18 protein-coding genes are annotated in these 14,749 nt (G+C 46.0%); 5 read left to right on the top strand and 13 right to left on the bottom strand.

Features of this window, described 5'->3' with window-relative positions:
- Nucleotides 1–98: 98 nt before the first annotated feature.
- Complete coding sequence (locus SB724_RS10790; protein ID WP_087920810.1) at nucleotides 99–590, top strand: GNAT family N-acetyltransferase; 492 nt, start codon at nucleotides 99–101, stop codon at nucleotides 588–590.
- Nucleotides 587–1,048, top strand: coding sequence for a DUF5362 family protein (locus tag SB724_RS10785; RefSeq protein ID WP_410571067.1), 462 nt, complete (start codon nucleotides 587–589; stop codon nucleotides 1,046–1,048). Before SB724_RS10790 ends, SB724_RS10785 begins: the two co-directional genes overlap by 4 nt.
- Before the next feature lie 18 nt (nucleotides 1,049–1,066).
- Here SB724_RS10785 and SB724_RS10780 read toward each other — a convergent pair whose 3' ends face one another.
- Nucleotides 1,067–1,504 carry a DUF5392 family protein gene (locus SB724_RS10780; protein ID WP_410571065.1) on the bottom strand — a complete coding sequence of 146 codons (438 nt, stop codon included), beginning with the start codon at nucleotides 1,502–1,504 and terminating at the stop codon, nucleotides 1,067–1,069.
- A gap of 220 nt (nucleotides 1,505–1,724) precedes the next feature.
- Between SB724_RS10780 and cls the strand changes: the two genes are divergently transcribed.
- From cls to xynA, 3 genes are all read left to right on the top strand, one after another.
- On the top strand, nucleotides 1,725–3,173 hold the full coding sequence (gene cls, locus SB724_RS10775) for a cardiolipin synthase (RefSeq protein WP_007407575.1): 1,449 nt from the start codon (nucleotides 1,725–1,727) through the stop codon (nucleotides 3,171–3,173).
- 135 nt (nucleotides 3,174–3,308) lie between these two features.
- A complete protein-coding gene (locus SB724_RS10770; protein WP_029325726.1) occupies nucleotides 3,309–3,695 on the top strand; it encodes a DUF5362 family protein in 387 nt (128 codons plus the stop codon).
- A gap of 483 nt (nucleotides 3,696–4,178) precedes the next feature.
- Nucleotides 4,179–4,820: an endo-1,4-beta-xylanase XynA gene (xynA, locus tag SB724_RS10765; RefSeq protein ID WP_094296216.1), complete on the top strand. Its 642-nt coding sequence runs from the start codon at nucleotides 4,179–4,181 to the stop codon at nucleotides 4,818–4,820.
- A gap of 354 nt (nucleotides 4,821–5,174) precedes the next feature.
- Here the strand turns inward: xynA and SB724_RS10760 are convergent, their stop codons facing one another.
- The 12 genes from SB724_RS10760 to SB724_RS10705 all read right to left on the bottom strand — a co-directional run bounded on the left by SB724_RS10760 (nucleotide 5,175) and on the right by SB724_RS10705 (nucleotide 14,508).
- On the bottom strand, nucleotides 5,175–5,579 hold the full coding sequence (locus tag SB724_RS10760) for an Rrf2 family transcriptional regulator (protein WP_007614341.1): 405 nt from the start codon (nucleotides 5,577–5,579) through the stop codon (nucleotides 5,175–5,177).
- A 141-nt stretch (nucleotides 5,580–5,720) separates the two neighbouring features.
- Entirely contained in the window at nucleotides 5,721–7,430 is a 1,710-nt protein-coding gene (gene ureC / locus SB724_RS10755) for an urease subunit alpha (RefSeq protein WP_007614343.1), read from the bottom strand.
- The gene (gene ureB, locus SB724_RS10750; RefSeq protein ID WP_003151199.1) at nucleotides 7,427–7,801 is read right to left on the bottom strand and encodes an urease subunit beta; all 375 of its coding nucleotides are present in this window, start codon (nucleotides 7,799–7,801) and stop codon (nucleotides 7,427–7,429) included. Before ureB ends, ureC begins: the two co-directional genes overlap by 4 nt.
- Entirely contained in the window at nucleotides 7,798–8,115 is a 318-nt protein-coding gene (gene ureA, locus SB724_RS10745; protein WP_003151198.1) for an urease subunit gamma, read from the bottom strand. The genes ureB and ureA overlap by 4 nt, the downstream gene beginning before the upstream one ends.
- Nucleotides 8,116–8,467: 352 nt before the next feature.
- Nucleotides 8,468–8,656: a CsbD family protein gene (locus SB724_RS10740; protein WP_003151197.1), complete on the bottom strand. Its 189-nt coding sequence runs from the start codon at nucleotides 8,654–8,656 to the stop codon at nucleotides 8,468–8,470.
- A 74-nt stretch (nucleotides 8,657–8,730) separates the two neighbouring features.
- Entirely contained in the window at nucleotides 8,731–9,210 is a 480-nt protein-coding gene (locus SB724_RS10735) for a hypothetical protein (RefSeq protein ID WP_021494817.1), read from the bottom strand.
- A 121-nt stretch (nucleotides 9,211–9,331) separates the two neighbouring features.
- Entirely contained in the window at nucleotides 9,332–10,462 is a 1,131-nt protein-coding gene (locus SB724_RS10730; protein WP_007407584.1) for a response regulator aspartate phosphatase, read from the bottom strand.
- 190 nt (nucleotides 10,463–10,652) lie between these two features.
- Nucleotides 10,653–11,678, bottom strand: coding sequence for a GTP 3',8-cyclase MoaA (gene moaA, locus SB724_RS10725; protein WP_130571387.1), 1,026 nt, complete (start codon nucleotides 11,676–11,678; stop codon nucleotides 10,653–10,655).
- Nucleotides 11,679–11,699: 21 nt separating this feature from the next.
- Complete coding sequence (fdhD, locus tag SB724_RS10720) at nucleotides 11,700–12,488, bottom strand: formate dehydrogenase accessory sulfurtransferase FdhD (protein ID WP_044802920.1); 789 nt, start codon at nucleotides 12,486–12,488, stop codon at nucleotides 11,700–11,702.
- Between the two features lie 94 nt (nucleotides 12,489–12,582).
- Nucleotides 12,583–12,747, bottom strand: coding sequence for a hypothetical protein (locus SB724_RS10715; protein WP_007407587.1), 165 nt, complete (start codon nucleotides 12,745–12,747; stop codon nucleotides 12,583–12,585).
- 85 nt (nucleotides 12,748–12,832) lie between these two features.
- A complete protein-coding gene (locus SB724_RS10710; RefSeq protein ID WP_012118657.1) occupies nucleotides 12,833–13,513 on the bottom strand; it encodes a VWA domain-containing protein in 681 nt (226 codons plus the stop codon).
- Between the two features lie 308 nt (nucleotides 13,514–13,821).
- Nucleotides 13,822–14,508, bottom strand: coding sequence for a VWA domain-containing protein (locus tag SB724_RS10705; RefSeq protein ID WP_007407590.1), 687 nt, complete (start codon nucleotides 14,506–14,508; stop codon nucleotides 13,822–13,824).
- Between the last annotated feature and the right edge of the window lie 241 nt (nucleotides 14,509–14,749).

Genomic DNA, 14,749 nt, shown 5'->3' with positions numbered 1-14,749 from the left:
AATATATACACATCCATAAAAAACTTTTTTGGAAATAGTATGTGCAGATTGCACTTATTTATGTAATGAAATGTGAAGGGAGATCCCGGAATATGAATTTGACCCTGCGCAAAGCCGTATTGGAAGATTTAGATGCGGTGGTGGCCATATACAACTCGACGATTGCCTCACGAATGGTAACGGCTGATACGGAAGAAGTGACGCCCGCAGACCGGATGGATTGGTTTTTGCGGCACACGGACCGGCGCCCGCTGATGGTCGCGGAAGATGAGACCGGCAAAGTGGCGGCCTGGATCAGCTTTGAAACGTTTTACGGCCGTCCGGCCTATGACAAAACGGCGGAGATCAGCATCTATCTGCATCAGGATTGCCGCGGCAAAGGAGCAGGAAGCTTTCTGCTGAAAGAAGCCCTGGCACTCGCTCCGGCAATCGGCATCCGCAGCCTGATGGCTTTTATCTTCGGACATAATGTGCCGAGCATTAAGCTGTTTGAAAAATTCGGTTTTACCGAATGGGGCGTATTCCCGGGTATCGCCGAAATGGACGGAAAACGATATGACTTGAACATTTTAGGGAGAGAACTGTCATGATCACCATCGATAAAGACAAAGACGAAAACCAGCCGCTCAATAAAAAAGCCCGTTCCCTTGCCGACATCGCCAAATGGGGAAAGATCACCGCCGTGTTTCTGATCATCACGGGCTCTCTTTCCGCTCTGTCAGCCATTGCGACGCTGCTTGGAGCCATTCCGGGGGTCCTGCTCATCATTTCCGGCGTCATGCTGATGCGCTCGGCAAAAGCGGCTGCCGCCCTTCAGGAAGGACTAGAAGAAAACGCGGAAGAAAGTATGCTTGCACATTACGCCTCATTTATCAAAATGCAGTTTTTTTATGCGGCATCCAGTGTGGTATTGGGCATTCTCGCTTTTATTTTAGTCGTCATCTTCGCTGTAATCGGAATTATCGCTTATCACAGCACTGATACGTATGACACGCCTGATTCATATTACTATGAGAACGACCCGGTGTTGAATGACAAAAAGAGCTGATCGCGCGTCAGCTCTTTTTTAATAAAGCATTCCTTTTTTCCGGTCTTCTTCCGTTAAAAATTCAATAAAGCTCTTCATCGCAGACGGCTCCTCGGCAATCAGCCGGGTATAGGCGCTTTTCCGTTCCTCGGACAGAATATCGCTTTTTCTGATTCTGTTCAGCATATAAAGGCGGATCGTTTTTTGCACCTGTTTCCGCTGATAGCCGGCTTCCTTAAACAACGCAAGACCCAAGGCCGCAAGGAGTGCAAAAATGCCGGCCGACACGAGAGCTCCTCTCCCGGAAGGGGCCTGAATCAAAAGCGATGCCAGATGAAACAGACTAAAAGCGGCGAGCGGGAAAGCAAGAAAACGGTAAATGATGCTTTTTTTCATCAGCGGTGCGATGGCGATTTGTATTTTCTGAATTTCTTTTTTTATGAATCCCGGCAATTGTTCCGCATGCTCCAGCTTCATGCCCTCTCCCCTTTGCTGTCATTTTTGTCTTCTTTTTCATATATGCATATTTTAACGCACCCGGAACTTTCTTTGAAAGAAAACTGCATTCATCTTTGATTCCGGCTCTTTATTCTTTCAAAATGTCAATGTTATAATTTGAAATGGGAATCAGATTGCTGCACTTGTCGGAATACTAATGGGCACAGTCTTGATAAATATGATATAGCGGGGTTGCAAAGTGAGCATTTCATTTATTTTATTCGGATTTTTTTTCGTTTTAAATATACTTTTGGCCGTCATCATGATTTTCAAAGAAAGACGCGATGCCAGCGCTTCATGGGCTTGGCTCTTGGTTCTTTTTTTTATTCCCATTTTAGGGTTTATTTTATACCTGTTATTCGGCCATAACCTGAGACGCAAGCATCTGTTTCAATGGGAAGACCGTAAAAAAATCGGGATTGAAAAGCTGCTGAAGTCTCAGCTGAAAGATCTGAAGTCGAGGCAATTCCAATTTAACAACAGAGCGACTGTGGATAATAAAGACCTCATCTATATGCTTGTCATGAACAACCACGCAGTCTTTACAGAGGATAATTCGGTGGAGATTCTGACGGACGGGCGCGATAAGTTCAAACGCTTAATGAAGGACATTTCCAACGCAAAAGATCACATTCACCTTCAATACTATATTTATAAAGGTGATGAACTGGGAAAAAAATTGCGCGATGCCTTAGTGAAAAAAGCACGCGAAGGCGTAAAAGTCAGAGTGTTATATGATGAACTCGGTTCAAGATCACTCAGAAAAAAATTCTTCAAACCGCTGCGGGACGCCGGCGGCCATGTGGAAGTCTTTTTTCCTTCCAGGCTTCGTCCGATTAATTTGCGGCTCAATTATCGGAATCACCGCAAGCTCGTCATCATTGACGGCGAAACCGGCTATGTCGGCGGCTTTAACGTCGGAGATGAATATCTCGGCCTGAATCCGAAATTCGGCTACTGGCGCGATACGCACCTCAGGCTTCAAGGCACGGCGGTACACGCCATTCAGACACGGTTTATCCTCGATTGGAACCAAGCCTCCCATCATCATACGCTCACATACGTTCCGAATCATTTTCCGGAATGCGAGCCGAAGGGCAATGTCGGGATGCAGATTGTCACGAGCGGACCGGATTCAGAATGGGAACAAATTAAAAACGGCTATATCAAGATGATCTCAACGGCCAAACGGTCGATCCTGATTCAGACGCCTTACTTTATTCCTGACTCAAGTCTTTTAGATGCCCTCAGGATCGCCTGTCTGTCAGGCATCGACGTCAAAATCATGATCCCGAACAAGCCGGATCACGCTTTCGTTTACTGGGCGACTTTATCTTACATCGGCGACCTTTTGAAAGCCGGAGCCTCAGTCTACATTTATGATAATGGCTTTATTCATGCAAAAACGATTGTCGTCGATGATGAGACGGCTTCAGTCGGTACGGCGAATATCGACGTCAGAAGCTTCAGACTTAATTTTGAAGTCAACGCCTTTATTTATGACGTCACCATCGCGAAAAAACTCATTTCCTCATTTAAAGAAGATCTGCTCGTCTCCAGAAAATATACGTATGAAGAATATCAGGAGCGTTCGCTGCGGATCCGCATTAAAGAATCGATTTCAAGACTTCTTTCGCCGATTTTGTAATTCCCGGGGTGTTTCTCGGGAATTTTCTGATATAAAAACGGACACGGCACGAAAAAACACATTTTATATTCAAAAGAATGACCGAATAGTGTATAAATGAAAAGTGAGTATTTTTTTGTAAAGGAGTGCCATAGTTTGAAACCTGAATCAGTGAATCGTTCGCTTATTTCTATTTCGAAATGGGGAAAAGCGACAGGTATTTTATTTATTATCATGGGTGCGTTTGCGGCGCTGTCGGGCGCGTTTTTCTTTTTAATCGGAGCCATTCCCGGCGTTCTGCAGATCATTGCCGGCATTTTTCTGATGCGCTCGGCAAATGAAGCGGGACAGATGGCGGAGCAGTTCAATGAACTGACAGAGGAACATATGCTGGAGAATTATGCAAAGTTCGTGAAAATGCAGGGGATCTACCTGATTGTGACGGTCGGCTTGTCCGTTCTCGGTATCGTTCTCTTTATTGTCCTCATGACGCTCGGCATCGTGGACGGCGTGTTTAATAATATTGATGCCAATACATATTAAAAAGGAAAATCCCGGCGCATCCGCCCGGGATTTTTTCTTATTCCGCTTCTTCGACAACGGGAAAGTTTTTCTGCTTTGGATTTGCCAATACGGCGATGGCATAATAGCGCAGCTGAGACGCTGTCTGCAGATATTCTTTCAGACATTCCGGCTTCAGCCAGACGTGTCGCCGTCACATCAAAAAAGCTTTTCCTCAGAGTTTCAGCTGAAATCACTCAATTGTTCGACTGTTCCTGATCAGGTTTAGAAGCAAGAATTGTGATTCTGCAAAATAAGGATAAAAGCCATGGTGGAACAAGACCGCTTATCATACAGTTTTTTGGGTCTTTGTAATTAATTTACAATTGTTCTTAATATTCACTCATGTATTCATGCTATTATATTGAAAGGAACGATCAAAAGCGTTGGCGTTCGTAATTGTTTTAAATATTTACGAGTGCTGCCTCATGTCAAAGTCAGAAAAAATAGTATAGGAGGTAACATATGTTTAAGTTTAAAAAGAAATTCTTAGTTGGATTAACGGCAGCTTTCATGAGTATCAGCATGTTTTCGGCAACCGCTTCTGCAGCTGGCACAGATTACTGGCAAAATTGGACTGATGGGGGCGGAACAGTCAACGCAGTCAATGGATCTGGCGGGAATTACAGTGTTAATTGGTCTAATACCGGAAATTTCGTTGTTGGTAAAGGCTGGACTACAGGCTCGCCATTTAGAACAATAAACTATAATGCCGGAGTCTGGGCGCCGAATGGCAATGGATATTTGACTTTATATGGCTGGACGAGAGCACCTCTCATCGAATATTATGTAGTGGATTCATGGGGTACTTACAGACCTACCGGAACGTATAAAGGTACTGTAAAGAGTGATGGAGGTACATATGACATATATACAACGACACGTTATAACGCACCTTCCATTGATGGCGATAACACTACTTTTACGCAGTACTGGAGTGTTCGCCAGTCGAAGAGGCCGACTGGAAGCAACGCTGCAATCACTTTCAGCAATCATGTTAACGCATGGAAGAGCCATGGAATGAATCTGGGCAGTAATTGGTCTTACCAAGTCTTAGCGACAGAAGGATATAAAAGCAGCGGAAGTTCTAATGTAACAGTGTGGTAACAGCTCATCTTTAATTAGGGGCAGCTAACGGGCTGCTGATCGTTCCTTGAGAAATTTTATAATGATTGTTAAGAGGCGAACGGTTTTGGCATTACCGGAGGCAGGATATTCTCCATCAGTTTTCGCGTATTAAAATAAGAGTGCCGTCATTTTTCGGTAACCCGCTTACAACAGACACCTTCACATAAGCCTTAAGCAAAATAAAAATATCCCGGTTACCACCTCCTTTAGTTCATTAAACAGATCGCAATCCCGCATCCAGGCGTGTCCGAATATGGAGCCAAAACCGTGATTTCCTCATTATCACTTGTAACCATTTTTGTTACACCGCTAGCGGCATGAACCCATCTCTTTTTAACAAAAGAGATGATTCATTACATCATAAAGGGACTTGCTCGCAAGTTCATTCTCCATTGCCCGCTGTACGCTTCCGAACGTCTCATCGAGCGCGCGCTGAATATTTTTGCCGACCGGACAGTCGGGGTTCGGATTGTCGTGAACCGCAAAAAGCTCTTCCCTATTCTGCACAGCCCTGTAAACCTCTAAGAGGGTGATCTCCGACGGATCTTTTTTCAGGCTGGCTCCCGGAACACCCGCCCGGGATGTCAGAATACCCGCTTTTTTCAGCTGGCTGATCGTTCTCCGCACGACGACGGGATTGGTGTTTACGCTGCCCGCAATCATGTCCGATGACGCCCGTTCATCCGTTGAGATCAGCGATAGAATGTGAATGGCCACAGCAAGACGGCTGTTAATCATGTTTTTCACCACCATTGTAACCACAATAGTTACATTTCATTTGTTTGTCAACTACTAATATACACTAAAACGGGCGGCAGGATGAAATCAAGTTGGCAATAGAGGTGTAAACAGGCCGGCGGGAAACCGGCCGGAGAGGGATTAAAATAAGAAATAACGCTGTCCGAGCGGGACATAGCTGACGGGCTGGCATGCCAGCTCTTCTCCATCGGCGAACACCTGATAGGTTTTCGGATCGACTTGTATATTCGGCATCGCGTCATTCAGCTTCATGTCGAGCTTACTCAGCTTACGGATATTCCGTACGGGAGAAATCATTTTTTCAAGGCCGAGCTTTTCCGGCACACCGTTTGCAATACCGGCCTGGGACATAAATGTAATAGAGGTATTTCGGTTTGCTTTACCGTATGATGCGTACATCTGCCGCATAAACACGGGCTCAGGCGTCGGAATGGAAGCATTCGGATCTCCCATTTGGGCGCGGGCGATCATGCCGCCTTTGAGCACAAGTTCAGGTTTGACGCCGAAGAAAACCGGGTCCCATAGTACAAGGTCGGCGAGCTTTCCTTTTTCAACGGAACCGACTTCATGGCTCAGGCCGTGAGTGACGGCCGGGTTTATCGTGTATTTGGCGATATAGCGTTTGGCGCGCACATTGTCATTGCCGTTTTCTCCTGATAGAGCGCCGCGCTGTTTTTTCATTTTATCGGCCACCTGCCATGTCCGGATAATCACTTCTCCCACCCTGCCCATCGCCTGCGAGTCAGATGACGTCATGCTGATCGCGCCGATATCGTGCAGAATATCCTCCGCCGCAATGGTGGCCGCTCTGATGCGTGAATGGCTGAACGCCACGTCTTCAGGCACTTTTGAATCTAAATGATGGCAGACCATCATCATATCAAGATGCTCGTCCATCGTGTTGACGGTATATGGAATCGTCGGCGTCGTAGAGGACGGCAGGATATTGGCGTAAGATGCGAGTTTCATAATATCCGGTGCGTGGCCTCCGCCGGCTCCCTCTATGTGATATGTATGGATAACCCGGTCGCCGATCGCATCAAGCGTATTTTCTAAAAAGCCCGCTTCATTAATCGTGTCTGTGTGGATCGCCACCTGAATGTCCGCCTCATCCGCGACTTCCATGCAAGCTTTAATGGCGCTTGGCGTTGATCCCCAATCTTCATGCAGCTTCAGGCCGATCGCGCCTGCTTCCACCTGCTCGATCAGCGGCGCTTTATCGGATGCATTCCCTTTTCCTAAGAAACCGACGTTGATCGGAAACTCCTCGGCCGCTTCCAGCATTCTCGACATGTACCATGCACCGGATGTACAAGTCGTCGCTTTACTTCCCGTCGCAGGACCCGTTCCGCCGCCGAGAAGCGTGGTCACGCCTGAAGAAAGCGCGACTTCCATCTGCTGCGGGCAGATAAAGTGGATATGCGTATCCACCCCGCCGGCCGTTACGATTTTCCCTTCACCGGAAATGACTTCTGTTCCGGCACCGATAATCATGTGCGGGTCCACCCCATCCATAATATCCGGGTTGCCGCTTTTCCCGACGCCGACAATCCGTCCGTCCTTCACCCCGATATCCGCCTTGACGATTCCGGTATAATCCAGGATAACGGCGTTTGTAATGACCAGATCAAGCGCTCCGTCTTTCCCGGTGATACGCCCGTTCTGCCCCATGCCGTCCCGGATTGTTTTCCCCCCGCCGAAAATCATTTCTTCACCGTAATTCGTGAAATCTTTTTCGACTTCAATCCATAAATCCGTATCTCCGAGTCTGACTTTGTCTCCCGTTGTCGGTCCGAACAGTTCTGCGTATTGCTCACGTGACATTTTCATCGGATCGCCTCCTCCATCCATCCGGCTTTTTTAAGATTTGACAGCGTCTTCTCTTTTCCCCGCTCATCCATATACGTATCGGCCATGCCGTTGAGACCTCTGACCGTTTTTCGCCCTCCGATTTCCACGAGCGTGACGGTTTTCTCTTCTCCCGGTTCAAAACGGACAGAAGTGCCTGACGGGATATCAAGGCGCATGCCGATTGCTTTGTCCCGATTGAAGGAAAGGGCGCCGTTGGCTTCGGCAAAATGAAAATGCGATCCTACCTGCACTGACCGTGTTCCGTTATTGGTGACTGACACCTCCAGCGTCTTCCGGCCTTCGTTAATGGTGATGGTCCCCTTTGCGACTTGAATCGCTCCCGGCTTCATGACTTCACCTCCGCTTTGATCGGCTGATGAACGGTGACAAGCTTAACCCCGTCCGGGAACGTCGCTTCCACCTGAATGCTGTCCAGCATTTCCGCAACGCCTTCCATAACGTCTTTTTCCGTCAATACATTGCGGCCGGATTCCATCAGCTCAGCAACGCTTTTTCCGTCTCTCGCGCCTTCCATCAGATAACAGGTCAAATATGCGGCGGCTTCGGGATAATTCAGCAGAACGCCGCGCGCCTTCCGCTGCTTAGCGAGCTCTCCCGCCGTAAAAATAAGCAATTTTTCTTGTTCAACCGGTGTCAGTTTCATCTGTATTCCCCCTCAGTGATAGTCAAACACAATCCGTATGGTCATACGAAACGATGCAGGCGGCCGTCACCCCCTTCACCTCATGAAATGTTAAGTGATAAAAGTTATTCGACGGTGAACGGCCCGATTCCTTTTGCAGAATTTACCGATTTCTCATTTTTTTCTTCAACAAACGTTTAATCAAATGTGAAGAAAGGTTACATTCTATGTGAATATTATAAAGAAATCGCCGGGGAATTTATAGAATATTTAAAAATTTAGTGAATATTAACCAAATGAACTGGAATTTTTGTCATTTCTCATAACAAAAAGCCCAAAATATTTTGGGCTTTTGCTGTGTTTCACTATCAAATTAATCATCACTGAGTTTATCTTTCGTTTTGCCGACACCCTTTTGCAGGCTGCCTTTCGCTTTGTCTTTTTTACCTTCCGCTTTTAAGTCGGACTTGTTTGCCATGTCGCCTGCTTTGTCCTTTGCTTCCCCTTTCATTTTGTTCATGCCGCCTTTTACTTTGTCTTTTAAACCATTATCCTCACTCATGATCTCTTCAGCTCCTTTTTTGTTCTGTGTACTTGTTTTCTTCCCTTTCAGCCCGAACACAAACATGTAAACTCTCAATTATTGATTTCACAGCGTTCCCCGTAGCGGAGCACTTTGTAAACAGCCAATCCGTCTGACAGCTTATTATCCCCGTATTGCACCGGCAGAAGAGCAAAGAAAACATAATAAGTTGAAAAATAGACAAATTGGTAAAAAAATAAGTTTGGCTCAAGGACATCTTTTATGATCAGCAGATTTATTAAAAAGATAGAAGCGAGATTAAACAGACAGCCTCCGGAATAGACGAGCGCGCTCGTCAGACGGTTATCTATCCGCAATTCGCCGAACTTGCAGAAAGAATCTATGAAGTAGATACGCCGAACCCGAATCGGCCCTACTTTTAAAAGACGTTTCCCCATTCCGATATCCAATGATGCCTTGCCTCCGAACAGCATGGCCATAAAGCTGTGTCCCGCCACATGGATGACAGACACCATCGGCAGAATGATGAGAAATGATACAAAAAACTTTATCATATCATTGAATCCGAACAACAAATCCCTCCTTCCCATCGTACTTTTTTCTCTCTTTTGCGATTTTTCCGTTTTTTTCTATGGTCAAACGTTATGATGTGCATAAAAAAATAACCATCTGCTGAGCAGATGGTTAAGAAAATTATATATCGTATAAACACTGTTCTTTTTGAATGTTTTCTCTCATGCGAATCGCTTTTTCATAAAAATACGCCGCTTCTTTATATTGCTCATGTGCGCTTGTGTAAACGGCGGCCTCCAAGGCGAAATCTTCAATATACACATACAGCGATTTTTCATTCATATAGTCAAACACTTCATGGATTAAATCCATATTGAGTGACTCCAAATAAAGCGCTTGTAAAAACTTATACTTCTCTAAACTGAATCGATCGCCCCGTTCTTTCGCGATCATGACCCCTCTTTCATAATAGGTAAGGGCCGCTTGGTCATCATGCAGCCTGAAAAGGGTGTGCGTTAAGCTGAACAGCGCCTTCGGAAGCTGTTCAAGCTGATGCTCTTCAAAAACGGGAACCGCTTTTCTAAAGTACCGGGCCGCTTCATCCAGATCGCGCTTTTCAGAATAACAATTCCCCAGATTGTAAAGCGAAGACCCGATCAGGCGGGGCTGTCCTTCAAGCAAAGAAAGGCGGAGGGCTTCGTCTAAATGCTCAAGCGCTTTGTCGTAGTTTTTGCAGTCGATGTAGTTTCCTGAGATGACGAAATGGCATTGAATTCTCCGCACTCTGTAGAAATCGTGTTTCATATACGTATCCAGCGCCTGAATCCCGTGATTCATGGAAAAATGAGTCTGCTTCATGACATAAAACACTTCAGACATCTTGAAATGGAATTCCGCCCTCTCTATATCATCCTCGACAAATGAAAGGAGTTTTTCCGCTTTCCGGTAAAAAGAAATAGCCGCAACATAGTTATTGTGATCGAATTCATACATCCCTCTGAACAAATGGAAATAATACTCAGACAGTCCCGATATGCTGTCCGTGCTTTCGATCGTCTTTTGCAGCTCGCTGTACTGAATCTGTGATTGTTCGGTGCATTCCGGCTTGACGTAATCAAGCATAATATGATGGCGGTAGCTGATCAGCTGATAATATAACAGCAGCAGCTGGTCTTCCTCCATACGTTGTATATCCTCATCAATTTCCTCTTTCAGCTTTATGGCATCAGCCGCTTGAAACGCTAAAATGTGCTTGTACCATTTGTTGATCTTAACTCCAACTTGAGATGACGGAATCTCGTATGCGGTCATGCCCCTTTCACAACCTTTTCTAATTTCTATTGGTTATATTTTAACATATTGTATGGCTTTGGAATTGCATAACTTGATTGTCCTGCATCAAAATTCCTATCATATATTTCGGCTGTCATCGGTATTTTTTGAACAGACCGCTCTCATATTGTGAATAAAAAAGCCTGCCCTTGTCCGGGCAAGCTTTTCTTCATCCGCCTATATAAGACATTTCCACTTTCTTTTTCCCATCCGTTTTAGAAAGCGCGCGGTCAATTGAATACTGATCCGTGCGATTTTTCCAGACAGAAGCGATGGATTCCGTCAATTCGTCATCGGTCAGACCTCCGCGCACGAGTTTCCGAACATCATAGCCGCTTGACGCAAACAGGCACGTAAACAGCTCGCCTCTCGCCGACAGGCGCGCTCTGTTGCAGGAGGCGCAGAATGCATCCGAGACGGAGGAAATCACGCCGATTTCGCCGGAACCGTCAAGATAGCGGAACCTGGAAGCGACCTCTCCTTTATAATTCGCTTCTATCGGCTCCGTCGGCATATGCTGGTTGATCAGATCAATAATCTCGGCCTTCGTGATCACGTCTTTTTTATTCCATTGATTCGTATTGCCTACATCCATAAATTCAATAAACCGGAGAATATGACCCTTTTCTTTAAAATAGCGGGCCATCGGCAGGATATCTTTTTCATTGACGCCCTTTTGAACAACCATGTTGATTTTCACACCGAGTCCGGCCGCTTTTGCCGCCTCAATGCCCTCAAGCACCTTGTTCACCGAAACCCCGCGGCCGTTAATGGCCTTAAACCGCTCATCCTCTAAAGAATCGAGGCTGACTGTCACGCGATGCAGCCCCGCCTGCTTCAGTTTTTCCGCATACACGGGAAGCAGAGAGCCGTTTGTCGTCATCGCGATATCTTTAAGTCCGGGGATGCGCGCAAGTTTTTTGATCAATTCAGGCATATCTTTTCTCATGAGCGGCTCTCCGCCCGTCAGCCTGATTTTTTCAACGCCGAAGCGGCCGACAAACAGCTTCGCAAGCCGCTCAAGCTCCTCGAAGGAGAGCAATTCCGTCTTTTGTAAAAATGGATAATCCGGTCCGAATAATTCGGCTGGCATACAGTACGTGCATCTGAAGTTGCAGCGGTCGGTTACAGAGATACGAAGATCCCTGAGCGGCCTTTCCCTTTTGTCTGTCACCCGGCGCGTTTCTGTATTCATAAGCCCAAGACCCCTTCCTTTCTATTGTTCAACCCGTTCAGGATGTGTGTATATGTTAAATGATCCGTTTCTGACAAAACCTATCGCGGTTATGTTCAGCTCTTCCGCCATTTGCAGCGCGAGCTCCGTCGGCGCCGATTTTGAAATGACAATCGACACGCCGATTTTTGCGGCTTTTAATAAAACCTCCGAGGAAATCCGGCCGCTGAAGACGATCAGCTTGTCACGGACCGGCATTCCGTTTTTCAAACAGCAGCCGTACAGCTTATCCAGCGCGTTGTGGCGCCCGATATCCGTCCTCATAAAGAGCAGCTTTTCCGTATCGCACAGCGCCGCATTATGGACGCCGCCCGTTTCCCGGAAGGTGCCGCTTCCGCTTTGCATCTCCTTCATCAGGCGAAGGCACGTCTCAGGAGTTATGGTGATACGGCTGACGGCGGTTTTGGCCGTTTTCGCATCCTGCTGAAAGTAAAAATGCCGGCCTTTCCCGCAGCATGAACCGATGACCCTCTTCGTATAGTCTTTTTGCTCAAGCACCCCGGGATTCGTCAGTTCAACATATGCAAATCCGAGACTTTCATCTATAGTAAAGCTTTTGATTTCTTTTTCAAAACGAATGACGCCTTCTGATGCGAGAAATCCGATGACGAGTTCCTCTAAATGGTCAGGCGTGCAGACGAGCGTAACAAATTCCTGTCCGTTCACCATGACGGTCAGCGGATACTCTGAAACCATCCGATCCGCCGTCTTTGTTAATACCCCTTTTTCATAGCGGTATATGTCCCTTACCGCTGTTGTTCTTTTATCCACTGTTTTCCCCTCCGCAGTATCCTTCTCTTTTATTCTTCCACAATCCCTGTATTTTGTCGAATTTGCGGTTTAAAAAAAGAGCCCTCTTAGGACTCTATGTTTCATTGCGATGATGTCTGCTCAGAATGGTGAATAAAATAACTGCGGCGATAATGGCCAATATACTGACGAATATGAAGGCGGCAAGCTTCAGAAAAATTCCCATCAGAACAAAAACGACTGCCGCCAGCACTAATATAATGCCTGCTCCTTTTAACAACAGCGTTCATCTCCTTTTATCCGTATCATTCCCGCGGTTCCGTTTTCTAAACAAAAAAGACGCCGCGCGGGCGTCCTTTTTTAACCTATTCTTTTGCTAAATCCTTTGCAGCGTCTTCCCAAGCCTGTTTGAACTCGTCCGCGCTGTCAGCTGAGACATATGTGCCGCCTCCCGCTTCCGCCGCTTTTTCAAGGCTTTCGCTTCCTTTCATGCCGAAGTTGAAGCCGATGATATTGACGATCGTGTTGACATTCGCTTTACGGAGCTTTTGAATTTCGGCCTGAGGATTACCGCCGCATGTTTCTTCACCGTCTGTGATCAGATATACGACGTTTTTCCCCGTGGCGCCGGCCCGCTCAAATTCTTCACGCGTATCAGAGAGCGCTTTCGCAATCGGTGTCCAGCCGGTCGGTTTAATCTTGCTGAGTGATTGCTCAAATGGAGTCACGGCGTACGGCTGAAGGCCGTATAACGTTTCTGTCGCATTACATGATACGGCTTTGCCTGAGTTTTTATTATTGCCCTTATGCCCGAATACCCGAAGCATCAGATTCGTGTCTTCAGGAAGAACTTCCGCAAAAGAAGTGACAGACTCTTTCGCGACATCTATTTTACGCTCTCCCCCTGTTTTTTGTATCATGCTTCCGCTTGCGTCAAACAGCACGGCAACGTTTGTTTCTTCGTGCTTTTTCTCGGCTGCAAAAACAGGTGATCCGAGTGAAAGCGTCAAAAGTCCGACAATCCCCGCAGTGAACATTTTTTTCATTTCCTTCATTCCTCTCCGTTTGTTTTTGGCCGATGGCCCCCGGCTCTTCTCTATGCTAGATGACGAGTATGCAAAAAGATATAGGGCGGGATTCCTTTTGTATAAGCGGCTGTACGCCGTTAAAAATGAACAGGATTATGCGCATCATCCTAAAAAGAATGGATAAATGATGACAGATTTAATGCCTTTTTCGCCCTTTTTGTAATATAAGTCCGGAATCTGATTCTTTTTACAGTTTTCTCTTCACCTTTTCTTGAAATTTTTGTTAAATAAAAATAAAAAAAAGGGCCGATAAACGGCACCTTTTCTTATTCCGCTAATGAACTCGCTGCCATTGTAAAGATGCGGTTCATATCCTTTTGGCTGTGAGCTTCGTAATATTTTCCTCCGCCCGCTTTGGCAATCTCGTGAAGCTGGCCGTTGAAGCCTTCCTTAAAGTCAAAGCCGATCACGTTGACTTTAATATGCTGTTTGCGAAGTTCTTTCGCTGTCTTAACAGGATCTCCTCCGCATGTCTCCTCGCCGTCCGTCAACAGGAAAACGGATTTACTGCCAAGTTTGTGCAAACCGGTAAAGGAAGCCTTCGCATCCTCTAATGCTTTTGCAATCGGTGTCCAGCCCGTAGGCCCGATTCCGTTAAGAGAGTTAAGGAAGCTCTGTCTGTCAAACCTTTGGAATCCGTACACACCGCGAATGGATTCACAAGATTGAACCTTTCCGGAGTTTTTATTATTGCCTTCCGAACCGAAAACCGTCATTCTGACCTGTGATTTAGATTTAATTTGATCCGCAAAACGGACAATTTCTTCTTTTGCCATGTTGTATTTAGAAACACCGTCAATCCGTTTTGCCATACTGCCGCTCGCATCAAGTAAAATGGCGGTATTGTTTTTAAATGAAAGAGTCTTCTCGTTTGCATTCTCGGCAGCAAAAGCAGGAGATGCAGCAGTCAGCATCAATCCGAGCATGAGTATGAGTGAAAATGTTTTTTTCATTGCTTTTTCCCCTTTTCAATAGATTTACGTTCAACGCCGAACAATATTTATCGTAAATGAGATGAAAAGGGAAATAAATAGGACGGCGTTCCTCATTATTTTTGCGTATATTCACATAGAAGCGGCATTTTTATCAGTGATTTACACCCGGCGCTCAGCCTTCAATCGACATTTGTCCGCCTTTAGGCTTTCGTTATATGAGTCTGTTGGTTGCTTTACCGTTTATGGAATAGTTTTCAAA

This window comes from Bacillus sp. SIMBA_031 (assembly GCF_046535225.1).
Taxonomy (GTDB): domain Bacteria; phylum Bacillota; class Bacilli; order Bacillales; family Bacillaceae; genus Bacillus; species Bacillus velezensis.
This window is presented reverse-complemented; position numbering and strand designations above follow the sequence as displayed.